The organism is Calditrichota bacterium, from assembly GCA_013112635.1.
Classification (GTDB): domain Bacteria; phylum Calditrichota; class Calditrichia; order Calditrichales; family J004; genus JABFGF01.
The window spans coordinates 186,344-210,863 of the sequence record JABFGF010000006.1; the positions used below are offsets into that span (position 1 = coordinate 186,344).

Genomic DNA, 24,520 nt, shown 5'->3' on the forward strand with positions numbered 1-24,520 from the left:
GATGGGTAATGGATAATATGGACAATTATCAACTTTATTATGAGCAATAAAATACTTTTTGTAGATGATGATCCAAATATTCAAAAGATGGTGGAGATCTTTTTAAGAGACCAGAATTATCAAATAACCTATGCAAAAAATGGGCGTTCGGCATTAAGGTTTTTTGAAAAAGAAAAATATAATCTGGTAATAACAGATGTTCAAATGCCTGAAATGGATGGGTTAACTTTAGCTAAAGAAATTCGCATACAGGATAAGAAAATCCCGATACTTATTGTATCTGCTTTTGGCCAGGAAAATATGAACAATAAAGTTTTAGGGGAGCAGGCCTTTGTAATAAGTAAACCTTTTGAAAGAAATGAACTAATTGATGTAATTGAAAAAAATATTAAACCCTGAAAATAGCATTACGTGCACTTAATTTTGTGGCCAGGTCGTGAATTGTTGTTTCTTCAAATTGTTGTTTAATGTCATCTTTTACCCTGGCCCAGTTATCATGCATTGGACATGGTTCCAACTCTCCACAACCCGGTAAACCTAACACGCACTTATCAAATATTCCACCTCCATCCACAATATCTACAACTTCAAAAATATAAATTTTTTCCGGGGAGCGGCTAAATGAAATACCACCTTTTGGCCCTCTATTTGAGGATAGGATATTTTTGCTCGTAAATTTTTGAAATATTTTTGTTAAAAAATGAAATGAAATATTTAGTTTTTCGGATATTTCAGAAATAGGAATGGTACTTCTGTCATTTTGTGAAGCAATATATATTAGACCTCTTATGGCATAAATAGCTGCATTGGAAAGCATAAAGTCCTTAAATATTAATTAGTACTACTTTATCTTAAATATATGATCAATTAAATGCAATAAAGTTAATTAAATCACAACTTATTTTAACCGTTCGTTAAACCTGCTAACTTTATTAGCTAAATCGGCTAAATTGGTTTTTTCAAACTTCGAGCGTAGTTGTTTCCGGATAGGTCCCCAATCTTCATGAAGCGGGCAGGGTTCGGCATCTGCACAGCCTGGGATTCCGAGCAGACATTCTGAAAAAATGGGATTTGGTTCTACTGCATCAACAATATCAATTAGAAATATTTTATTTGTTGGTTTAGTAAACGAAACACCTCCATTTGGTCCACGATAGGAGGTCATTAGGTTTATTTGGGTTAACTTTTGTAAAATTTTTGTTAAAAAATGAAACGAAATATCCAATTTTTCGGCAATTGTAGATATTGGTAAATATTTTTCATTTTTATGTGCCGCAATAAATATACTTGCCCGGATTGCGTAAACAGTGCTGCTTGATAGCATTGGATCTCCTTTTCCAGTTTTCTTGTTATCAATATAATATATGACAGATAAATGTTATTCTTTAATTTTTGATTTATATTAACTAAATTAGTTACTGAATTTATTCTTATAATAGAATTTTATTTATGAGGTCAAAATGTCTAAAGGAAATACAAAAAATCTAAAAATATCTACTTTATGTGTTCATGGCTCCGGAGGTTACGATGCTGCAACCGGCGCTGTTGGAAAACCGATTTATCAAACCTCGACATTTGCTTTTGAAAATGCAAAAGCCGGTGCAGAAATATTTAATGGTGAAAGAGAAGGTTATGTTTATACACGTATTGGCAACCCAACGCAAGAGGCTTTAGAAAAAGAAATGGCTTTTTTGGAGGGTGGGGAAGCCGCTTTGGCATTTAGCTCCGGAATGGCTGCTATTTCCAGCGTTATATTTTCCTTGTGTAAATCCGGGGATAATTTTGTTTCGTCTGATACGCTTTATGGTGGCTCGCATCAGCTGTTTGCAGAAACTTTACCTCGTTGGGATATTGAGGCAAGGGAAATTGATGCAACTAATTTAGATAATATAAAAAACTCAATCGATGAAAATACACGTCTCATTTATATTGAAACACCTGCCAACCCAACTATGACAATAATTGATATTGCAGAGTGTGTCAAAATTGCTAAAAAACATGGAATTCCCGTTGTTGTAGATAATACTTTTCCAACACCTTACTTTCAACGCCCTTTAGAACTTGGAGCTTCAATTGTAGTGCATTCAGCAACAAAATATATTGGCGGCCATGGAGACACAGTTGCCGGGATTGCAATCGCTGACAAGGAATATATCGATAATCTAAGAATGTCTATTTTGCGGGATATTGGCGGGGTTATCAGCCCATTAAACGCCTGGTTGCTGGTACGCGGTTTAAAAACTTTGGCCGTCAGAATGGAAAAACACCAGGAAAACGCATTACAAATTGCAAAATATCTTCAATTCCATCCAAAGATAAAAAAAGTAATGTATCCTGGGCTGGCGATTCATCCACAATATGAACTGGCAAAGAAACAAATGTCCGGTTTTGGTGGAATGATTGCGTTTGAGGTTAAAGGTGGTCGAAAAGCGGGCGAAAAGCTAATGGACTCAGTTGATCTGATAACCTTGGCAGTTAGTCTCGGTGATGTGGATTCATTGATTGAACATCCGGCTTCAATGACACACTCCACGTATTCACCAGAGGACTTAGAAGCTGTTGGAATCACTGAAAGCCTGGTTCGGTTATCAGTTGGGATTGAGGATCCGGTTGATATTATTAACGATCTATCACAGGCTCTAAATAAAATTAAATAGAAAAATAGTGAAAGAAGATTTTTTTAATGACAGCTAAAAAAGTTTTTCAGCCTAGCAATTATTAATAGAATGGAGTTTCAATGCGTATTTTAGTAACCGGCGGATCAGGATTTATAGGATCACATTTATGCGAACGGTTTATTGATGAAGGACATGACGTAATTTGTATTGACAATTTTTTTACAGGTTCTAAAAATAACATCCGGCATTTAATTGACCATTGGAACTTTGAATTAATTCGTCATGATGTTTCTGAACCCATAATGTTAGAAGTTGATCAGATTTATAATTTTGCTTGCCCTGCTTCTCCGGTGCACTATCAATACAATCCGGTAAAAACAATAAAAACAAGTGTTATGGGAATGATAAATATGCTTGGCATGGCAAAACGCGTAAATGCCAGGTTAATGCAGGCCAGCACAAGTGAAGTTTATGGCGACCCCAAAATTCATCCCCAAACTGAGAGTTACTGGGGCAATGTAAATCCTATTGGCGTGCGGAGTTGCTACGATGAAGGAAAACGTGTTGCCGAAACATTGATGATGGATTATCACCGCCAAAATAAAGTTGATATTAAAATAATTAGAATCTTTAACACATATGGTCCGCGAATGGCTTTAAATGATGGACGTGTTGTTAGTAATTTTATAATACAGGCTTTGCAGAACAAAGATATTACAATCTATGGAGAAGGTCTTCAAACAAGGTCATTTCAGTTTGTTGATGATCTTCTTAACGGAGCGATTAAAATGATGCAGAAAGACGATTTTATTGGTCCGGTTAATATTGGCAATCCAAACGAGTTTACTATAAAGGCCCTGGCAGAAAAAGTTATTGAATTAACAGGATCACGCTCAAAAATAATTTATAAGGAACTTCCAGCTGATGATCCGACTCAAAGACAACCGGATATTTCCCTGGCTAAAGAAAAATTAAACTGGCAACCAACAATATTTTTAGAAGAAGGCCTTAAAAAAACAATTCCTTATTTCGAAAATGAATTAAAAAAATAAAAATATTTAGATTTAGTTGGATTTTGTCTAGTTTTTTTATATATATTTCAAGCTTAATTATTTTTTGGAAAACCCTCCTGTTTTGTGTAAATTTACCCTCTTAAAATATTGCAATCTTAATAGCAAGCTCACTTAATAGTCAGAGAAAATATAAACAACAATTTAGAATATAACAGTGTTAGTATAAGTTGTTATTATTTAGATGTCAGATAGTTTCTAAAGCTTATATTTCATTTGTTATATACCTGGAGGTGTTACTTAATGTCGGGTCATTCCAAATGGCATTCCATTAAACATAAAAAAGCAAAAGTAGATGCTGCAAGAGGCAAAGTTTTTACAAAAATCATAAAAGAGTTAACCGTTGCTGCTCGTGTTGGTGGCGGCGATCCTGGAATGAATCCCAGGCTGCGTGTAGCTGTTAGTGCTGCCAAAGGCGCAAACATGCCCGCTAAAAATATTGAGAATGCTATAAAAAAAGGCACAGGCGAAATGCCCGGCGTTGTATATGAAGATGTAGTATATGAAGGCTATGGTCCTGGTGGAGTTGCTGTTTATATCGATGCGGTTACTGACAATAAAAACCGTACTGTTGCAGAAGTAAGATTTATGTTAAGCAAAGCAGGTGGTAATCTTGGTGAAAATGGCAGTGTTGCATGGATGTTCGAGCGTAAAGGAATGATCACTGTTGCAAATGAAAAGTATACTGAGGATCAATTGTTTGAGTTGGCAATAGAATGTGGCGCTGAGGATATGGAAACAAATGATGACGATTTTGTCATCTATTCATCTTTTGAGGATTTTAATCAGGTTCGCGCAGCTCTAGAAGAAAACGAAATTGAAATTGAGTCAGCAGAGCAGACAATGATCCCAAAAAATACTGTTCAGGTTGCAGGTAAAGAAGCTGAACAGTTGATGAAGCTGATGACCCAGATTGATGATCATGATGATATCCAAAATGTTTATGCAAATTTTGATATCGAAGATGAGGAAATGGAAAGAATACTTTCCGAATAATGAGTGATTTTAGAATTCTTGGAATCGACCCTGGATTAAATACAACGGGATATGGGTTGATCGATATAAAAAAAAATAAAGCAAGCCTGGTAAAGTTTGGGCATATTCGCACAAAGGCTAAAGAAAGTTTGTCGCAAAGACTGCATGTAATTTTTAATTCATTGGACGCAATCATTGCAGATTTTAAGCCGGACCGAGTTGCAATTGAAGATATTTTTTATGCAGATAATGTTAAAACGGCTATAGTTATGGGGCATGCGCGTGGCGCAGCGATTGTGGCGGCAACAAAAAATAATGCATCAGTTACTGAGTTTACAGCAAGGGAAGTAAAAATGTCCGTAGTTGGAAATGGCGCGGCATCGAAAAATCAGGTTAGTTTTATGGTAAGTAATATTTTACGGATAAAAGAAAAAATTACGCCTGAAGATGCATCGGATGCACTGGCAGTAGCCTTGTGCCAGATGAACAGGTTGCAATTAGAAGCAAAAGGGTTAAGCTAAAAATTAATGTTCGAATACATTAACGGGATTATAGATACCAAAAAGCCAACTGAGATTGTAGTTGATGTAAATGGTGTTGGCTATCTTTTTAAGATATCTTTATCTACCTATAAACATTTACCACAAGCAGGCAGAAAAGTTAAAATCAAAAGCTATCTTCATGTACGTGAAGATATTTTGCAGCTGTTCGGTTTTATAGATGAAAAAGAACGTGATGTGTTTTTGAGTTTGCTGTCAATATCAGGGATTGGCCCAAAGCTTGCGCAAACAATTCTATCAGGATTAACGCCTGATGAATTGATCAATGCGATTCAAACAGGAAATGAGAAAACGCTGAATACAATATCCGGTGTTGGTAAAAAAACTGCACAGCGCCTGGTAGTAGAGTTACAAGATAAATTTGGTAAGATTGATATAGTTGCCGGTGCTGGTAAAAGCTCCGCTCAATCATCTTTTAATGGCGTTGAGCAAGAAACAATAATGGCTCTTATTTCTTTAGGATACACACGAGTCTCAGCAAGTAAAGCCATTGAAAAAGCACAAAACGGTGGAAAAATAAAAGTAGTTGAAGATTTACTTAAACATGCACTGCAGGTTATTTAGCTTTTATGAATGATATTATCAGCCCAGACCATTTAATTGAAGACGATGAATTTGAGATTAGCCTTCGTCCGCAAAAACTGGGTGAGTTTGTTGGTCAGTCAAAAGTAAAAGATAATCTGGCAGTTTTTATTGAGGCAGCAAAGCAAAGAGGGGAAGCCCTTGATCATGTTTTGTTGTATGGGCCGCCAGGGCTCGGTAAGACTACTTTGGCAATGATTTTGAGTAAGGAGCTTGGCGTTGATATAAAATCTACATCAGGGCCGGTTTTAGAACGACCAGGTGATTTGGCAGGTTTACTAACTAACCTGCAGGAAAAAGATGTTCTTTTTATTGATGAGATCCACCGCGTAAACAGCGTTGTGGAAGAGTATTTATACTCGGCTATGGAAGATTTTCATATTGATATTATTATCGATAAAGGACCGAGTGCTCGATCTGTTCAGCTGAATTTGGAACCATTTACTCTGGTTGGCGCCACAACAAGAGCAGGTTTATTAACCGCTCCTATGCGTGCCAGGTTTGGCGTTGTGTTGCGCATGGATTATTATTTGCCGGATGAACTGTTCACAATAATTTTACGATCGGCAAAAATTTTAAATATTGAGATTGAAAAAGAAGGTGCAATGGAAATTGCACGAAGGTCGCGTGGCACACCCAGGATTGCGAACCGTCTTTTAAGAAGGGTGCGCGATTTTGCACAGGTACTGGCATCAAATAAAATCACCAAAGCTGTTGCGGATGATGCATTGAAAAGGCTTGATGTTGACAGCAAAGGCCTGGATGATATGGACAAACGAATCTTGATGACCATTATTGAAAAATACCAGGGCGGGCCGGTTGGCCTGAATACAATCGCCGTGGCGGTAAGTGAAGAAAGTGATACAATTGAAGAAGTTTATGAACCTTATTTAATTCAGCAGGGGTTTATTAAAAGAACTTCGAGGGGCAGGATGGTAACTCAGTTAGCATATGAGCATTTTGGCCTGACACAAGGAAAACAACAGGGACCGCTTAATCAGCAGTCCTTATTTTAAAACAAAGTAAGTAGGAGTAATATTATGAAGCTTTCTGAAATACAATTTGACGTACCAAGAAAACTTGTAGCACAATATCCTGTGGATGTCCGCGATGAGTCAAAAATGATGGTCGTCAATCGGAAGGATTCCACTCTTGAAGATAAAATTTTTAAAGATATTATCGATTATTTTAAAGAGGGTGATGCACTGGTTGTAAATGAAACAAAAGTTTTTCCTGCCCGCATTTTTGGTGTAAAAGACAAAACAGATGCCCAGGTAGAGCTGCTTCTTTTAAGACAATTAGCCAGTACCATGTGGGAAGTATTAGTAAAACCAGCCAGAAAAGTACGTGTTGGAAACCGGATTCAAATCACAGAAGATTTGGGTTGCGATGTTATTGATAATACAACATCCGGCGGACGGGTTGTGCGCTTTGACTATAATGGCTCAGATTTTTTTGATTTAATCGGCAAAGTAGGTAAATCACCACTACCGCCATACATCAAAAGAGAAGCTGAAGAGCTGGATAAAGAAAAATATCAGACAGTTTACGCATCAAAGATTGGAGCAGTGGCTGCACCCACAGCGGGATTACACTTTACAGAAGATTTAATTGAGAAGTTAAAAGCAAAGGGTGTAAAAATAATCCCGATTACTTTACATGTTGGGCTTGGAACGTTCCGGCCTATTCAGGTGGAAGATTTAGGACGCCATCAGATGGATTCAGAATATTATGAATTATCCCAGGAATCGGAACAGCAGATTAATGAAGTAAAAAGAAGTGGTGGCAGGATTATTGCCGTCGGTACAACTTCTGTTCGTGTGCTGGAAACTGCCGCAACTGTAGACAAGTATGTTAAAGCAAACTCAGGTTGGACTGACAAGTATATTCATCCGCCTTATACATTTAAAGTTGTAGATGCTTTGATCACAAACTTTCATGTATCAGGTTCAACTTTATTTCTATTGGCCTGTGCATTTTCTGACAGGGATATTATGATGGAAGCTTACAAAAAAGCCATTAAACAAAAGTACCGATTTCACAGCTATGGCGACGCAATGTTTATTTATTAATTTTTTAAGATTTTTCTTTTTAAATTTCTTAAAATAATAGTAAGATTTATTTAATACACATTGACCTTCAAGGTTGTACTTTTTACCTTGAAGGTCTTTTTAATTATAAACTAAAACGGGCAATTTACAAAATATGATCGAGTATATTGAAAACGTTATCTCCCAAGTCGATCCATTTTTGGCTTATCTTATTCTTTTTGCGAGCGCATTTGTTGAGAATACATTTCCTCCTATTCCCGGGGACACCGTAACTGTAATTGGTGCTTACTTAATTACAACCGGTAAACTTAGTTTTACTGGCGTTTGGCTTTCCACAACTTTAGGCAGTGTACTTGGTTTTTTTACTATGTATATGATAGGTTCTAAACTTGGTAAGGAATTTATCTCCAGTAAAAAACGAGCCAAAATTTTTGGATTTGACCGTATGGAAAAAATTGAAGTCTGGTTTGCTAAATATGGTTACTGGGTAATTTTTGCAAATAGGTTTTTAAGTGGAACGCGCAGTGTCATTTCTTTGTTTGCCGGAATATTCAAACTAAACTGGCTTTGGGTTTTAGTTCTGGCCACTTTTAGTGCTTTAATCTGGAATGGTATTTTGATGTATGCCGGTTATATGTTGGGTGTTAACTGGGAAAGTATTACAGATATAGTCAGTCGCTATAATCAAATTGTTATTGCTTTGACTGTTTTATTGGTCGGTGGTTTTATTATCTATAAATTTTTTATAAAAAAAAGGGTTAAGAAAAATGCCTGATGTACGTGTAAGATTTGCCCCGAGTCCAACCGGATTTGTTCATATCGGAAGTTTAAGGACTGCGTTATATAATTATCTTTTTGCGCGAAAAAATAATGGTACTTGTGTTTTGAGAATTGAGGATACTGACCAGGCTCGTTTTGTGGAAGGTGCTATTGAAAACCTATTTGAAACAATGGATTGGTCTGGGATTGAGTTTGATGAAAGTATACATAATAAAGGGGATTTAGGACCATACAGGCAATCTGAAAGATTGACTATTTACAAAAAATATGTACAACAATTGATAGATGAAGGCAAAGCATATCCCTGTTTTGCAACAGCGGAAGAACTGGAACAAATGCGTGAGCAGCAAATTGCCGATGGTCAGGATCCTAAATATGATGGCCGTTACCGAGATTATCCTAAAGATAAAGCTTTGGAGCGCATGAAAACAGAATCATACGTTATCCGGTTGCGTGTTCCTCAGGATGGAGAGACAATAGTTAATGATATTGTCCGTGGTGAGGTTCGTTTTCAAAATGAAGTATTAGATGATCAGGTAATTTTAAAAAGCGATGGTTACCCAACCTATCACATGGCAAATGTGGTTGATGATCATCTTATGAAAATTAGTCATGTTATCCGTGGTGAAGAATGGCTGCCGAGTACTCCAAAACATGTTTTACTCTATCAGTTTCTTGGATGGGATTTACCTCAGTTTGCCCATTTGCCTCTTTTGCTGAACGCTGATCGATCCAAATTAAGCAAACGGCAGGGTGATGTAGCGGTTGAAGATTATCGATCAAAAGGATTTTTGCCGGAGGCATTGGTAAATTTTGTAGCTCTGCTTGGCTGGAGTCCGGGAGATAAATCTGATCAGGAACTTTTTTCCATGGATGAATTGGTTAATGAGTTTTCGCTAGAACACGTAAATAAAGCCGGGGCTGTTTTTGATATTACCAAATTGGAATGGATGAACGGATATTATATCAGGGAGTTGGATGAAAGCAAATTGGTAGGTTTTTTAGCACCATTCTTAAAAGAAGCTGGTGTTGATACTTCAGATCAAATTAAGTTATTGAAAATTTGCCAGGCCGTTCAAAAACGGATCGACAAAGCAACTGATGTTAAAACGGCTGCTAAAATATTTATAAATGATACGCTTGAAATTGAAGAACAGGAAGCCCTTGAGATTTTAAAAGAGGAAACAGCGAAAACTGTTTTAAGTACATTCCAAGAAAAAGTAAATGGATTGGATTCACTGAATTCCGAATCTTTTAAACCCATCATGAAAGAAATACAAAAGGAGCAGGGTATAAAAGGTCCGTTATTATGGAAGCCGGTACGCGTGGCTTTAACGGGTGTTATCTCCGGTCCTGACTTACCGTTTGTGATTGATGTTTTTGGAAAAGAAAAGGTAATTAGCTTTGTAAACCAGGCAATATCAAAATATGTTTAAAGGATTAATAGAATATAAATTCTAAATAATATCCTATAATAACAGAATTGAATTAACATAAATTAGAGATTGAAATGGAAGAATCAAAAAACAAAAATGATGAAACAAAATCCCCTTCAAACTTTATCCGCACATTTATTGATGAAGATTTGAAGGCTGGAAAATATCAAAAAGTTTTAACACGCTTTCCACCGGAACCAAACGGATACTTACATATTGGTCATGCAAAATCCATCTGCCTTAATTTTGGTTTGGCAGAATCTTATGAAACAGTTTGCAACCTGCGCTTTGATGATACAAATCCAATTAAAGAAGAAGATGAATATGTACGTGCTATTAAGAGAGACGTAAAATGGCTTGGTTTTGATTGGGGCGATCGAGAGTATTATGCTTCAGATTACTTTGATCAGCTTCATGAATATGCCATACAACTTATCAAAGCCGGTAAAGCATATGTTGAAGATTTAAATGCTGATCAAATTAGGGAGTATAGGGGAACGCTTACCAAACCCGGAAAAAATAGCCCTTATCGTGACCGCACAATAGATGAAAACCTGGATCTATTTAAAAAAATGACCAATGGTGAACTTGATGAAGGCTCCAAAGTTCTTCGGGCTAAAATTGATATGTCTTCACCAAATTTGAATATGCGTGATCCGGTTATGTACCGGATATTAAAAGCCCATCATCACCGCACTGGCGATAAATGGTGTGTTTACCCAATGTATGATTGGGCTCATGGTCAATCCGATTCTATAGAGGGCATTAGCCATTCTTTGTGTACCCTGGAATTTGAAGATCATCGTCCTTTGTACAATTGGTTTGTGGAGCAACTTGGAATCCATCCATCTCGACAAATTGAATTTGCCCGGCTAAACTTATCTTACACAGTGATGAGTAAACGCAAGCTGCTCAAACTTGTACAGGATGGTCATGTTTCCGGATGGGACGATCCACGTATGCCAACAATTGCTGGCCTGCGAAGACGCGGTTATACATCGGAAGCTTTGCGCAGTTTTAGTGATGGCGTTGGTGTAGCCAAAGCAAATAGCCTTGTCGATATTGCGCAACTTTATGCCAGTTTACGTGAAGATTTAAACAAACGGGCTCTGCGTGTGATGGCTGTCCTGGATCCTGTAAAAGTGGTGATTGAAAATTATTCGGAAGGTAAAACAGAAGAGTTGGAAGCTGTTAATAATCCGGAAGATGAAAGTGCCGGAAAACGAACAATTCCATTTTCAAGAGAAATTTATATTGAGCGCGCGGATTTTATGGAAGATGCTCCCCGAAAATATTTCAGGTTATCTCCAGGTAAAGAAGTACGTCTGAAACATGCTTATTACATCACTTGTACTGATGTAATAAAAAATGAGAATGGTGAAATTGAAGAAATACGTTGCACATATGATCCTGCCACTCGTGGTGGATGGTCCGATGACGGCCGTAAAGTAAAAGGCACTTTGCATTGGGTTTCCGTTGAACATGCATACGATGCAGAGATTCGCCTGTATGATCATCTTTTTACTTCTCCCGAACCTGATAAGGAAGAGTTGGAGAAATCAATAAATCCTGATTCTTTGCAGGTAATAACTGCTAAAGCTGAGCCTGGTTTAAAAGATGCTCTTTCTGGAATGTACTTTCAGTTTTTAAGACAGGGCTATTTTTGTGTAGATTCTGTTGATTCGGAAAAGGGCAAACCGGTTTTCAACAAAACAGTTGGCCTGCGTGATAGCTGGGCGAATAAAAGTAAGAAGTAGGATAATTGAATATTCTGAATGGATTACAAAAAGTTTATTAAACAATGATTAGAGTTGCTGTTTGTTTGATTATCTTAAATGTTAATATCATTGATACTGGATTTTTGGAACAACAAAAAAAGTATCCACGTGTCAGACAGGCAATCGATCAAAGCCTGAAAAATATTGATACTTTGTTTAAATCAAAGGGTGTTGGTTTCCCGGCACAAAAAATATTTTTAAGAGTATTCAAATCTGAGCAGAAAATTGAGTTGTGGGCTAAATCAAGCAAAGTTGATACCTTTTGCCAAATTAAATCCTATAAGTTTTGCTCTACTTCAGGAGTCCTTGGCCCCAAAACAAAACAAGGGGATTTTCAGATTCCTGAGGGATTTTATCACTTAAACAGATTTAATCCTCATAGCATTTTTCATTTATCATTAGGGATAAACTATCCAAACAATGCTGATAGAATTCTGAATAAAAACAACAACTTAGGTGGAGATATTTTTATTCATGGTGATTGTGTCACAATCGGATGTATTCCAATTACCAACGCATTAATCAAAGAACTTTATGTAATAGCAGTCTATTCAAAAAATAGCGGGCAAAGTAAAATACCGGTTCATATATATCCGGCAAAAATGTCGCAAATAAACCTTGAGAAAATAAATAGAAGTTTTAATGATAAACACAAAATATTTTGGGCTAATCTAAAAGATGGTTTTGATTATTTTGAAAAAAAACATAAACTTCCGAAAATTATCATTAACCAATCAGGGCAATACAGTTTTAAATAGAAATCTAATTATATGAAAATAGCAGTACTTTTAGGCGGAAGTTCCCCTGAGCGAGATGTTTCTCTTGATTCTGGAAAAAATATTGCAGAAGCGCTAAGGATTAATGGCCATCAAGTTTTGGAAATAGATCCTTCTTTGCCAACCAAGCAGCTTCTTACTGATTTGAATATCAGTTTAGATGAAGGAAAAATCTTAGAAAAAGAGTCTGGTTTATACGGCAATATTTTTTTACTAAAGCAACTCGACGTGGATTTGGTTTTTAATGGATTGCATGGTGGTGATGGTGAAAATGGGGTAATCCAGACTTTATTGGAAACCTTAAATATTAAATTTACAGGTTCTGGCAGTATGGCATGTATGCAATCTATGGATAAAGAGATTTCAAAAATGTTACTTCTGCAAAATGGCTTACCGACCGCAAATTTTGTGACTATCAAAAATGAAACTGATGAATTCGATTTAAGCGGACTAAGTTTTCCAGTAATAGTAAAACCTGCAGATGGTGGCTCTTCCCTTGGACATACAATTCTTGCCGACAATGCAAAAATTCAAACAGCTATTAAATTTGCTTTTGAATATGGTGAGAAAGTTTTAATTGAAGAATTCATTTCCGGAAAAGAAATTGCAGCGGGAGTTTTAGACGGAAAACCTTTACCTTTGGTGCATATAAAACCAACTCATGAAATGTATGACTATGAGTGCAAATATACGCCGGGTATGAGCAGTTATGAAGTGCCGGCACAACTGGATCATAAATCAACAAACTTAATTCAGGAATATGCCTGTAAAATGTATAAATTGCTTGGCTGTAGTGGTTATACGCGGATTGATTTTATAGTCAGTAAAGAAAATCGATTACATATTTTAGAAGCCAATACTTTACCTGGTATGACCTCAACGAGTTTGTTTCCAAAAGCGGCAAAAGAAGCAGGATACCCGTTTGAAGAATTAATCGAAAAAATTGTTCAGGATGCGATATAATTATGAAGTTAAAAGAAAATAATCTTGTTATTTACAATTCACTTTCCCGTAAGAAAGAAAAATTTCAACCTATAAATCCAGGCTTTGTGGGCATTTACGTCTGCGGCCCAACAGTTTATAGTGATTCGCATCTTGGTCATGCAAAAAGCTGCATCAGTTTTGATATTGTTGTGCGTTATTTCAGATACCTTGGTTACAAAGTTCGCTATGTGCAAAATATTACTGATGTAGGACATCTGCAAAGTGATGCGGATGAAGGTGAAGATAAAATTGCAGAGCAGGCGCGCTTGGAACGCCTTGAGCCGATGGAAGTTGTGGAAAACTATACACGCAGCTACTTCGAGGATATGGACGTTCTAAATGTGTTACGGCCAGACATTTCACCACGCGCTTCAGGTCATATTCCGGAGCAAGTTGAAATGATTGAGACTTTGATCAAAAAGGGTTATGCCTACGAGGCAAACGGAAATGTCTATTATGAAGTAGAAAAATTCAAAGAATATGGCAAATTATCCGGCCGGACTGTTGATGAAATGAAGGAAGGCCACCGGGTTGAAGTACAAAGCGAAAAACGTAATGCGGCTGATTTTGCACTTTGGAAAAAGGCAGATCCAACCCATATAATGCGCTGGAATAGCCCGTGGGGAAAAGGATATCCTGGTTGGCACCTGGAGTGCTCATGCATGTCCAATAAGTATTTAGGTGAAACATTTGATATTCATGGCGGTGGTATGGAAAATAAATTCCCGCATCATGAATCTGAAATTGCCCAAAGTGAAGCGGCCAATGGTAAGCCATTTGTTAAATACTGGATGCATAATAATATGGTAAATGTTGACGGGGTTAAAATGGGCAAATCCCTGGGAAATTTTACAACCCTTAAAAAAGCTTTACAGGCATACTCACCCATGGCTATTCGCTTCTTTATTTTAACAAGCCATTATGGCGCCACATTGGAATTTAGTGATACAGCCTTACAGGCAGCTGAAAAAGGCCTGCAGAAAATTTACTCTGCTATGGCAAAAGTTTTTGCAATAAAACCTGGTTTAGAAAGCCCCGATGAGAATTTTGATAAAGAGATTTCTTTATATGAAAAATCCTTTCGTGAAGCTATGGATGATGATTTTAACAGCCCACGAGCAATAGCAGCAACCTTTGATTTTGTAAAAAAAATCAATCCCTGGCTGGAAAATGATCCATCAAGAATTTCAAATCCAACTCACGAAAAATTAGTGCATACTATTGAAGCGTTGTTTGGTGACGTGCTGGGATTAATACCCGATTCGTTTGAGCAAGATGATACATCATCTGAAAAAATGGAAGGTGTCATGCAGCTATTAATTAGTTTACGTGCTCAACTCCGGGCAGAAAAGAATTTTGCTTTGGCAGATGAAATACGCAATAAACTTACCGAACTTGATATAACTCTAAAAGATTCACGAGAGGGCACAACCTGGGAGTGATACAAGATTGAAAGTAGCATTAAGAATCTATTTACCCTAACACATTATTTTTAAGATAATATCTAATATCTTTATTCTATAATCTTTGCTCTTGCATCTTATCCGATGTCCTTATTCTCAACACAAAGGTGTTTTAAATCTCGACAATTTTACCATTATTAATCATGTTTCATTTTTATAAAAGCAGTGTTTAAGCGGGTCGACGAGTAACTGCAGATTTGGCATAAAAAATGCATGTAAATGTAGTGAGTTAGGTCGTTGGTTGAGAGGGAATAAATAATTCAACTAAAACTGCTCCTTTAAAAAGTGAGTTTAATGCAAGAGCCTCCAAACCTCCCCTCCTTTAAAGGACGAATTATTTACCCTCTCTTTTTTTTTAGTCTAATTTAATCCTAAAATCAAAAAATGTTAATGCGAATATTCGTTCCAGCTTTTTATTTGCAGGTCATGTGAATCATATTTTGCTAATGCCTCTGCAAGGCGCATAACAAGCTGGCGGTTGGTAATAAGCATGGTATTAAAATCCGCAGCTGCACGACGAATATGATAACCGTTTGTTAACTCATCTTTTTGGTAGTTCTTTGGAATATTGATAACCATGTCAATCAAACCACCCTTAATATAATCGATGGCATTAGGTTTTTTATCCTCAAGAGGCCAGTGAAGTAATTGAACATCAAATCCATTAGCGCTCATAAATTTGGCTGTTCCGCCAGTCGCGAAAAACTGAACACCCAAATCACGAAAAATGCGCATTGATTCAAGCAACTCTGCTTTGGATTCAATTGTCCCGGATGATACAAGTATACTTTTAATCGGGAACCTGTAACCCACGGATATCAGCGATTTCAAATAAGCTTCATGAAAGTCTTCGCCCAGGCAGCCAACTTCTCCCGTCGAAGCCATTTCAACCCCGGAAACCGGATCAGCTCCTTCCAATCTGGTGAAGGAAAACTGTGGCGCTTTTACACCGACATAATCAAATTCAAAAAAGGATGAATCCATTCGTTCAACATTATCTTTCATTATTGCCCGCGTTGCCAATCCAATAAAGTTCTTTTTAATTATTTTAGAGACAAACGGAAAACTGCGGGAGGCCCGTACATTGCATTCAATTACTTTTACCTGGTTGTTTTTTGCAAGAACCTGCATATTAAATGGCCCGGTTATTTTTAATTCACCGGCAATTTTTTTTGCAATCAAGCGTATGCGGCGCATGGTTTCAAGATATGTTCGTTGAGGCGGAAAAACCAACGTTGCATCTCCTGAATGCACACCTGCATTTTCCACATGTTCCGAGATGGCATAGGCCATGATATTTCCATCTTTTGCTACCGCATCAAATTCGATCTCCTTGGCATTTTCATAAAATTTGCTAATTACTGTTGGATGATCTGGAGAAATTTCTACAGCTTTTTGAAGGAAGTTTTCAAGCTCATCCGGATTAGAAGCAACTGCCATTGCGGCACCACTTAAAACATAGGATGGTCTAACAAGGACAGGATATCCGGCCTCTTTGGCAAACTTAAATGCCTGGTCAACGGAAGAGAGTTCTTGCCATACAGGCTGATCAATGGAAAGGCTATCAAGTAGATCTGAAAACTTGCGCCGGTTTTCAGCCATATCAATCGATTTTGGAGAAGTACCCAAAACAGGAATATTATTTTCATCTAATGAAACAGCAAGATTATTTGGTACCTGGCCACCCATTGAAATAATTGTTCCGGCAGGTGAAAGCAGATGGAAAACCTCAATTACGGCTTCAAGGTTTATCTCATCAAAAATGAGCATGTCAAATTCATCATAATCTGTACTAACAGTTTCCGGATTATAATTAAGCATGATTGTATTGTAACCCATTTCACGCAAGGATCGTCCGCCATTTACCGCGCACCAGTCAAACTCCACAGAGCTGCCAATCCGGTATGCGCCCGATCCTAAAATTAAAACAGTTTCACCATCATGTTTCTGCACATCATTTTCGATGGCATTGTAGGTGAGATAGAGATAATTGGTTTGTGCAGGATACTCCGCAGCCAGTGTATCAATCTGCCGTAAAAAAGGATGGATATTTAATTTATGCCTTTTATCCCGAACAATTTTTTCATCACAATCTTTTATTTTGGCGATTTGTTTATCGGAGAAACCAAATTGCTTGGCTTTAAGAAGAAAATTATGTTCATAGTTTTTAACATCCTCAGCAATCAATTCATTCTCAATTTGGATAATATTTGCCAGCTTATGCAAAAACCATTTATTGATATGGCTGAGTTCATGAATTTTTTCCACCGTGTATCCCTTGCGCAGGGCATTAGCGATGGCAAACAAACGAAAGTCTGTCGGCTGGCTAATTTCATCATCAAGATGATCATCAAATTTAATTTCATCATTTCCTGCGAAACCAACCGGGCCTGTTTCCAGCATACGAATTGCTTTTTGCAGCGCTTCTTCAAAATTGCGGCCAATGGCCATTACCTCGCCAACGGATTTCATGCTGGAGCCGATTCGATAAGAAACCTTTTTAAATTTACGTAAATCCCAGCGTGGCATTTTTACAATCACATAATCCAAAGCAGGTTCAAAAAATGCATTGGTCGTTTTGGTTACAGCATTAGTCAGCTCAAAAAGGCCATAGCCAAGTGCCAGTTTTGCAGCAACAAATGCCAGCGGATAACCTGTTGCTTTAGAGGCCAGGGCAGAGCTTCTTGATAATCGTGCATTCACTTCAATAACCCGGTAATCCTCAGTATGTGGATTGTACGCATATTGGATGTTGCATTCCCCAACGATACCAAGATGTTTTATGGCTTTTATGGCCACTTCACGCAAAAGATGATAATCGCGGTTGCTCAGTGTCTGGCTTGGTGCAACAACAATACTTTCACCGGTATGGATGCCCATCGGGTCAAAATTTTCCATGTTACAGACGGTAACGCAATTATCATATTTATCTCGAACAACCTCATATTCCACTTCTTTCCAACCAAGTAAATACTCTTCAATTAAAATTTGGGAGGTATGGTTGAAAGCCATGTGGCATTTTTCAAGCAAAGCTTTTTCATCGCGGCAAATTCCGGAACCAAGGCCTCCAAGGGCAAAAGCAATACGAACCATAACCGGGTAACCGATTTCATTGGCAATCTTTTTTGCTTCTTCATCTGATGTCGCCACAGCGCTACGGGCGCTTTTTATCTCAACCTCATTCAGTCGTTTTACAAACAAGTCACGGTCTTCAGTTTCCAAAATGGTTTGAACAGGCGTTCCTAAAACCCGAACATTATTCTCTTTTAGGATGCCTTTTTCATGAAGCTCCAGCCCGGTATTTAAGGCTGTCTGTCCACCAAAGCTGAGCAAGATACCATCGGGTTTTTCTTTTTTTATGATCTTCTCGACAAACTCTACATTTACAGGTAAAAAATATACTTTATCAGCCAAATGCTCAGAGGTTTGAATTGTGGCAATATTAGGGTTTATCAGAACCGTTTTAACACCTTCTTCTTTAAGTGCTTTTATGGCCTGACTACCGGAATAATCAAATTCACCGGCCTCGCCAATTTTTAAGGCCGCGCTGCCAAGGATTAATACTTTTTTTATTTCAGAATTCATCATTTTCCGATTGTTTTTTTAAATCTTTAAAGATTAGACATAAAATTATATTTTATCTGCTCATAGAACTCAGCAATATCATTTTCATTTTTTAACTCGAATTTTATAAAGTCAATATTTGAATCAAATCCCTCAGTGTTAAAAACTTTTCGAGATGTTTGGCCAACAAGGTTTTCTTTTGCCAAAATCACTGAACCACAAGTTTCGTCTTCTTTTAATCCAAGAACCCAGCCGTTCTCTTTTCCGCGCCAAAATAAAGCGGGAGCACCAAGGTCTTCAAATTGCTCACTTATATACATAAATAATGGTAAAATTTTTGGTTCAAGATAAGATTCAACCTGCACAATAGATGGTTTTTTATCCGGATCATGTAAAAAATCGGTTCTAACTTTAAGAGTTTTTAATTCTGATTTAGTATAATCTTTTGTTGAGTTTTTATTTTTATCCAAATAAATCCAGATTAGTATTCCAAAAGCAAAAATAATTAATACAGAATATTCCATTTATCACTTTACCATTTTTAAAAAATCATTAAAAAGAAAGGTTGTGTCATAAGGCCCCGGAGCGGCTTCCGGGTGGAACTGAACACTGAAAAACCGGCCTGATTCATGAATCAAACCTTCATTTGTTTCATCATTCAAATTTGTAAATAATGGTTTCCAATCTTTGGGAAGTGATTCATTATCCACAGCAAATCCATGGTTCTGTGATGTTATAAAACACTTGTTTGTTCCCGTTTTAATTACAGGTTGGTTTTGGCTTCTATGGCCATATTTCAACTTATATGTATTTGCGCCGGCGGCAATAGCCATTACCTGATGGCCAAGACAAATTCCAAAAGTTGGCAGCTCTTTGCTTATAGCTTGTTTAATCTGATTTACTATTTCAGTACAGTTTTGTGGATCACCCGGGCCGCTGGAGATTAATAATCCATCAACTTTTTCTGAAGATACATCCCAATTCCAAGGTAAGCGTAAAACCCTAACACCATGTTCTGTAACATTTTTTAAAATGGATTCTTTACATCCACAATCAAGCAGTGCAATTGTTTTGTTTCCTTCACCATAGTATTGTGGTGATTCGATACTGATTCTATCTAACAGGTTTTCTTTATTTGGATCATAGTAATTAACATCATTCTCACCGATCACAATCTTGCCAAGCATTGTACCTTTTTCCCTGAGGTGCTTGGTTAAAGAGCGGGTGTCAATGCCATAAACTCCCGGGATTTTTTCCTGCTTCATCCAATCGGATAAGCTTTGTTCTGCATTCCAGTGATCAAACTGTGGCGAGTATTCAGAAACAATCAATGCTTTGGCTTGTATTTTTCCTGATTCAAATGGGCTAAGCCGGTATTGATCGGATTTTTGTCCAACTCCATAATTGCCGATTAGTGGGAATGTCAACGTCAGGATTTGACCATAAAATGATGGATCGGTTAATGATTCAGTGTAGCCGATCATGCCGGTACTAAAAACAATTTCGCCCGATGTTGATCCTGCATAACCAAAAACAAATCCTTCGAATTTGCTTCCGTCTTCTAAAATAACAATTGCTTTTTGGGACATAATACTTTTTTTTGGTGGGTACGTTATCTGGGATTTGAATATAAGAAAGAAAGATATTTAATTGTAATTTAATTGCCATTTACTTTAAATTTATTTTGTGCAACGCATTCTCGTACTCATACTCTTACTCAAAATCATTTTTTAAAATGAGTAAGATTATGAGAATGATCAAGAGTAAGAATAATGATTATGGGGGAAAGATGAAAATTTACACTGGCTATGGTGACGAAGGGAAAACTGCTTTATTTGGTGGTGAAACCGTTAAGAAGAACCATTTGCGTGTTGAGATGTACGGAACACTGGATGAATTGAACTCTCTTTTAGGGCTTCTGCGAAACAAAAATAATGATGATGATGTAGACGCAATTCTAAAAAATATTCAGAATGAACTGTTTACTTATGGTTCAGAAATAGCCACACCAAAAGCAGCAAAATTGGATCAGTTTACCGATCATATCTCCGAAACACATATTAGTGCACTGGAAAATGCAATTGATAAGCTATCTGAAAAAGTGCCACCACTAAAACAATTTATCTTGCCCGGTGGATCTGAAGCAGCCTGTTATGCACATCAGTCGCGTACAGTTTGCCGCCGTGCAGAGAGAATGCTTATAAAGCTTGCCGAAGAAATTGAAATCCGTGGCCAGCTTATTATTTATTTAAATCGTTTAAGTGATTTATTCTTTGTAATTGCCAGGTATCAAAATGTTATCAACAGTGTTGATGACACAGTTTGGGATGGCATTCGAAAACCAAAAAAATAGAAATCCTTCCAAAATGGAATAGAGTTAAAATGAAATCGATAATTCTGAACTCGCTCCTTTTTTTACTGTTGGCCTGTAGTTCATCAAACGGACCGGATAATGTACACCATCCAGATTGGCGATATCCAGTTGTTGAGGGCTTAGTTTTTACAGATTTTAACGGAAATGTTTTAGGTGAATGGAAAAATCCAGAATATATTAAGACTGAATCCGAACTAAGTATTTCAAATAAGAATAAAATAAGTTCATATGGTTGGGATAAGGTACAAAACATTCTTAGCGTTGCAAATCCATTGGAAACAACAACCCCATCTATCAGTATTAGCTTTTCAATTCCACAATCAACACATGTTTTAATGTATGTCGTCCCTGCAGTTCTTAATCCAAAAGATTCTGTGCCAAATGGTAATTCCGCTAATGGATCAATAAATATACCAGGCGGGCTTGCTATTGAGACTTTAATTGATAGGAAAATGCCGGCAGGGCAGCATCAAGTAAGTCTTTCCGGCCAGAAATACAAAGATGGATTATATCGATATTATCTTGTTACTAAATATGCAGAATACCATCGCGACATGATATTATTTAATAATCCATGCAATGTACCTTTTGAATTGAGAGATATTTTGTACAATATATTTCCATGTAAATAAACCCATTAATATAGGACTACGCTAATGTTTCAGATGAAAGGAACAAGATCTTTTTTAATATTAACAATTACTACTCTTCTGGTTTTCAATTCAATTTTATTTGCACAGGAAACGGAAAAGGAAAGAAGTTTTGGAATTACAGCCGTAATACAAGGTTCTCATTTTGATATTTCACTTCCTATTTGGACTTCAGAAGGTTTTGTGGTTGCCCCTTCATTTTATCTTGCTTCAGTGGAAGACAGCCAAACCAGGTTTGGGACCGGAGTTGCGTTTAAAAAATACAAGCACATTGATGATGTTTCACCATATTTTGGGGGCAGGTTAGTGGCGGCTTTTGTAAATCTTTCAAGAGGAGATGAATTTTTCGCTGATTATGTGGCAGGCATATTTGCAGGCGGAGAATATTTTTTCCATCATCAATTTAGCATTGGGATAGAAGGACAGCTAAATGCCACTTTTTCGGACAAACAGTCTGTCCAATTTGGCAACCCTGGTAAAATGACGATAAATACAGGTACAATTATCACAGCAAATATTTATTTTTAGTCTTAGATTTCTCTTTTCTATTTCTAAGGAATCTACCAATGACATGGATACTATCTCTCTTTTTAATGCTGTTGAGTTGTACATACCTTTTCTCGTTTGAAAACTCACCTCAAAAAACAAGTGCTATTCCGGCCGGATATTATGATAGTGCTTCCGGTTTAACAGGCACTTCTTTAAAATCAGCCTTGCACTATATTATTAACGACCATACACGTTATCCATACACATCCGGTTCAACCGATGTTTGGGATATTTTAATGGACACGGATGAAGACACTACAAATTCCAGCAATGTAATCCTGCTTTATACCGGGCGCTCTCAAGCCAAGACTTTTAACAGCAGCGGCAATAATGATCCTGATGCATGGAACCGTGAACATACATGGCCAAAATCGCATGGCTTTCCCAGTGAAAACGATACAGCTTACACCGATGTGCATCATTTACGGCCAACCGATGCTTCTGTTAACTCAGATCGTGGCAACAAAGATTTTGATAATGGTGGTTCACAGCATTCTGAGGCAACAGGTTGTTTTACAGACAGTGATTCCTGGGAGCCGCGTGATGAAGTTAAAGGCGATGTGGCGCGAATGATTTTTTACATGGCTGTTCGTTATGAAAATGATGGCAACTATGATTTGGAGATGTCTGAGGTTATTCCAACCAGTGGGCCAAATCTTGCCAAAGAAAGCGTACTTTTACAATGGCATGCCGATGATCCACCCGATGCATGGGAAAAACAGCGTCACGAAAAAATTTACAGCTATCAAAACAACCGCAATCCATTTATCGATCATCCGGAGTATGCAACGGATATTTGGGGTGGCGCTGTAATCAAGGCAGAGCCTTCAAATCATCCAACAAGTTTTAGCGCAACAGGGAATGGGCTAAGTATAGATTTGAGTTGGACTGATGCCACAGGCGCGGTTTTGCCGGATAAATATTTAATCAAGGCAAGTTCATCGGGATTGGGCGCAATTTCAGATCCAGTTGACGGGACTGCCGAATCATCCGATGCTGATCTTTCCGATGGAACAGGCTCGGCTAATGTTAGCCAGGGAACTCAATCCTATTCATTCTCAGGATTATCTGCAACAACAACTTATTATTTCAAGATTTATTCGTACACTAATTCCGGAGCAAATATCGATTATAAAACAGATGCCACAGTCCAGACGGCAAGTGCAACAACAGGCACAACTCCTTCTGTTTCAGATCTGTTTATTTCAGAATACATTGAGGGTTTAAGCAATAATAAATATCTGGAAATCTATAATGGAACGGGTAGCTCTGTAAATTTAAGCGGCTACGATGTTCAGATTTTTTATAATGGCAGTTCTTCGGCAGGCAATACAATTAGCCTTAGTGGAACAGTTGCCCATGATGATGTTTTTGTAATAGCGAATTCACTTGCTACATTTTGGGGTGGAACACCGGACCAGACTTCAAACGATTTAACATTTAATGGGAATGATGTTGTAGTTCTGAGGGAAAGCAGTGTTGACCTGGATAAAATTGGTGTGGTCGGTGAAACGGCCAATCTTTATAAAGATAAAACCTTGCGGCGTAAATCTTCTGTGAGCGATCCGGTGACTGTTTATGATTCTGCAGAGTGGGATGATCTGGCTATTACCTACAGTGATCTTGGTCAGCATACATCCGATTCATCTTTGCCAGTGGAATTGGTTTCGTTTTTGGCAAACTTCGGGGATGGACAGATTTTATTAACATGGAAAACAGCCTCAGAAATAAATAATCTTGGATTTATTATTATGCGCAAAGAGGGCAATAGCCCGGAATTTGAAGTGATCGCATCGTTTAAAACAGATGATGGTTTAGTAGGCCTTGGGACATCGTCTATAGGAGGGGAATACTATTTCACAGATAGTGATATTTTTTTAAATGAAAAATATAGTTATCAGCTCTGGGATGTATCCTACGATGGGGCGAGTGAATTAAACGCAGAAATTGATGTGGAATCTGTGAATAAAAATATCAGCCAATTTAAAAATCATATTTTGCCCAAATCAACAATACTTTATAATAATTTTCCAAATCCATTTAACCCGACTACAAAAATTGGTTTTGATTTAGTTTCTTCCGCAACAGTCCAACTGGATATTTTTGACATTTCAGGAAAACATGTAAAAAATGCCTTCAGAGGTTTTCTAAACTCTGGTAGTTATGAAACAACCTGGAACGGAAAAAATGATTCAGGACAACTGGTAAGCTCCGGAATATATATCTATAAGTTAACCTCAAATCATTTGTCACTCAGCAAACGCATGTTGCTTTTAAGGTAAATAAACAGCAACTGTTTTGTGATAATCC

23 protein-coding genes are annotated in these 24,520 nt (G+C 37.4%); 18 read left to right on the forward strand and 5 right to left on the reverse strand.

Annotation, left to right across the window (positions count from 1 at the left end; genetic code table 11):
- The first annotated feature begins 39 nt into the window (after window positions 1-39).
- On the forward strand, window positions 40-399 hold the full coding sequence (locus HND50_16080; GenBank protein NOG46761.1) for a response regulator: 360 nt from the start codon (window positions 40-42) through the stop codon (window positions 397-399).
- Here HND50_16080 and HND50_16085 read toward each other — a convergent pair.
- Window positions 389-817: an Rrf2 family transcriptional regulator gene (locus tag HND50_16085; protein ID NOG46762.1), complete on the reverse strand. Its 429-nt coding sequence runs from the start codon at window positions 815-817 to the stop codon at window positions 389-391. The two genes, HND50_16080 and HND50_16085, sit on opposite strands and share 11 nt — an antisense overlap.
- Window positions 818-898: 81 nt before the next feature.
- Window positions 899-1,324 carry an Rrf2 family transcriptional regulator gene (locus HND50_16090; protein NOG46763.1) on the reverse strand — a complete coding sequence of 142 codons (426 nt, stop codon included), beginning with the start codon at window positions 1,322-1,324 and terminating at the stop codon, window positions 899-901.
- Between the two features lie 136 nt (window positions 1,325-1,460).
- Between HND50_16090 and HND50_16095 the strand changes: the two genes are divergently transcribed.
- The 13 genes from HND50_16095 (at window position 1,461) to HND50_16155 (ending at window position 15,052) form a co-directional block, all read left to right on the forward strand.
- On the forward strand, window positions 1,461-2,657 hold the full coding sequence (locus tag HND50_16095) for an aminotransferase class I/II-fold pyridoxal phosphate-dependent enzyme (GenBank protein ID NOG46764.1): 1,197 nt from the start codon (window positions 1,461-1,463) through the stop codon (window positions 2,655-2,657).
- 80 nt (window positions 2,658-2,737) lie between these two features.
- A complete protein-coding gene (locus HND50_16100) occupies window positions 2,738-3,670 on the forward strand; it encodes an SDR family oxidoreductase (protein NOG46765.1) in 933 nt (310 codons plus the stop codon).
- Window positions 3,671-3,931: 261 nt separating this feature from the next.
- Window positions 3,932-4,684, forward strand: coding sequence for a YebC/PmpR family DNA-binding transcriptional regulator (locus tag HND50_16105; GenBank protein NOG46766.1), 753 nt, complete (start codon window positions 3,932-3,934; stop codon window positions 4,682-4,684).
- Window positions 4,684-5,184, forward strand: coding sequence for a crossover junction endodeoxyribonuclease RuvC (gene ruvC / locus HND50_16110; protein ID NOG46767.1), 501 nt, complete (start codon window positions 4,684-4,686; stop codon window positions 5,182-5,184). Before HND50_16105 ends, ruvC begins: the two co-directional genes overlap by 1 nt.
- Before the next feature lie 6 nt (window positions 5,185-5,190).
- Window positions 5,191-5,787 carry a Holliday junction branch migration protein RuvA gene (gene ruvA / locus HND50_16115; protein ID NOG46768.1) on the forward strand — a complete coding sequence of 199 codons (597 nt, stop codon included), beginning with the start codon at window positions 5,191-5,193 and terminating at the stop codon, window positions 5,785-5,787.
- A gap of 5 nt (window positions 5,788-5,792) precedes the next feature.
- Window positions 5,793-6,821, forward strand: a complete 1,029-nt coding sequence (gene ruvB, locus HND50_16120) for a Holliday junction branch migration DNA helicase RuvB (protein NOG46769.1) — start codon at window positions 5,793-5,795, stop codon at window positions 6,819-6,821.
- Between the two features lie 24 nt (window positions 6,822-6,845).
- The gene (queA, locus tag HND50_16125) at window positions 6,846-7,877 is read left to right on the forward strand and encodes a tRNA preQ1(34) S-adenosylmethionine ribosyltransferase-isomerase QueA (GenBank protein ID NOG46770.1); all 1,032 of its coding nucleotides are present in this window, start codon (window positions 6,846-6,848) and stop codon (window positions 7,875-7,877) included.
- A gap of 133 nt (window positions 7,878-8,010) precedes the next feature.
- The gene (locus HND50_16130) at window positions 8,011-8,631 is read left to right on the forward strand and encodes a DedA family protein (GenBank protein NOG46771.1); all 621 of its coding nucleotides are present in this window, start codon (window positions 8,011-8,013) and stop codon (window positions 8,629-8,631) included.
- A complete protein-coding gene (locus HND50_16135) occupies window positions 8,624-10,072 on the forward strand; it encodes a glutamate--tRNA ligase (protein ID NOG46772.1) in 1,449 nt (482 codons plus the stop codon). The genes HND50_16130 and HND50_16135 overlap by 8 nt, the downstream gene beginning before the upstream one ends.
- Before the next feature lie 74 nt (window positions 10,073-10,146).
- Window positions 10,147-11,829, forward strand: a complete 1,683-nt coding sequence (locus tag HND50_16140) for a glutamine--tRNA ligase/YqeY domain fusion protein (GenBank protein ID NOG46773.1) — start codon at window positions 10,147-10,149, stop codon at window positions 11,827-11,829.
- Between the two features lie 44 nt (window positions 11,830-11,873).
- Entirely contained in the window at window positions 11,874-12,608 is a 735-nt protein-coding gene (locus HND50_16145) for a hypothetical protein (GenBank protein NOG46774.1), read from the forward strand.
- A gap of 12 nt (window positions 12,609-12,620) precedes the next feature.
- Complete coding sequence (locus HND50_16150) at window positions 12,621-13,589, forward strand: D-alanine--D-alanine ligase (GenBank protein NOG46775.1); 969 nt, start codon at window positions 12,621-12,623, stop codon at window positions 13,587-13,589.
- Between the two features lie 2 nt (window positions 13,590-13,591).
- Window positions 13,592-15,052 carry a cysteine--tRNA ligase gene (locus tag HND50_16155; protein ID NOG46776.1) on the forward strand — a complete coding sequence of 487 codons (1,461 nt, stop codon included), beginning with the start codon at window positions 13,592-13,594 and terminating at the stop codon, window positions 15,050-15,052.
- Between the two features lie 408 nt (window positions 15,053-15,460).
- On the opposite strand, the gene carB is transcribed toward HND50_16155, so the two are convergent.
- Genes carB through carA form a run of 3 tightly spaced genes read right to left on the reverse strand, consistent with a single transcriptional unit; the run spans window position 15,461 to window position 20,226 of the window.
- Window positions 15,461-18,658, reverse strand: a complete 3,198-nt coding sequence (gene carB, locus HND50_16160) for a carbamoyl-phosphate synthase (glutamine-hydrolyzing) large subunit (protein ID NOG46777.1) — start codon at window positions 18,656-18,658, stop codon at window positions 15,461-15,463.
- A gap of 26 nt (window positions 18,659-18,684) precedes the next feature.
- Complete coding sequence (locus tag HND50_16165; protein ID NOG46778.1) at window positions 18,685-19,161, reverse strand: hypothetical protein; 477 nt, start codon at window positions 19,159-19,161, stop codon at window positions 18,685-18,687.
- Between the two features lie 3 nt (window positions 19,162-19,164).
- Window positions 19,165-20,226 carry a glutamine-hydrolyzing carbamoyl-phosphate synthase small subunit gene (gene carA / locus HND50_16170; GenBank protein NOG46779.1) on the reverse strand — a complete coding sequence of 354 codons (1,062 nt, stop codon included), beginning with the start codon at window positions 20,224-20,226 and terminating at the stop codon, window positions 19,165-19,167.
- Window positions 20,227-20,426: 200 nt separating this feature from the next.
- Between carA and HND50_16175 the strand changes: the two genes are divergently transcribed.
- The 4 genes from HND50_16175 to HND50_16190 are packed head-to-tail and all read left to right on the forward strand — an operon-like array spanning window position 20,427 to window position 24,492.
- Window positions 20,427-20,990, forward strand: coding sequence for a cob(I)yrinic acid a,c-diamide adenosyltransferase (locus HND50_16175; protein NOG46780.1), 564 nt, complete (start codon window positions 20,427-20,429; stop codon window positions 20,988-20,990).
- Window positions 20,991-21,019: 29 nt separating this feature from the next.
- Window positions 21,020-21,643, forward strand: a complete 624-nt coding sequence (locus HND50_16180) for a hypothetical protein (protein ID NOG46781.1) — start codon at window positions 21,020-21,022, stop codon at window positions 21,641-21,643.
- Between the two features lie 24 nt (window positions 21,644-21,667).
- Window positions 21,668-22,189 (forward strand): hypothetical protein, encoded by a 522-nt coding sequence (locus HND50_16185; GenBank protein ID NOG46782.1) that lies wholly within the window; start codon window positions 21,668-21,670, stop codon window positions 22,187-22,189.
- Window positions 22,190-22,227: 38 nt separating this feature from the next.
- Window positions 22,228-24,492, forward strand: a complete 2,265-nt coding sequence (locus HND50_16190) for a T9SS type A sorting domain-containing protein (protein ID NOG46783.1) — start codon at window positions 22,228-22,230, stop codon at window positions 24,490-24,492.
- Window positions 24,493-24,520: the final 28 nt, after the last annotated feature.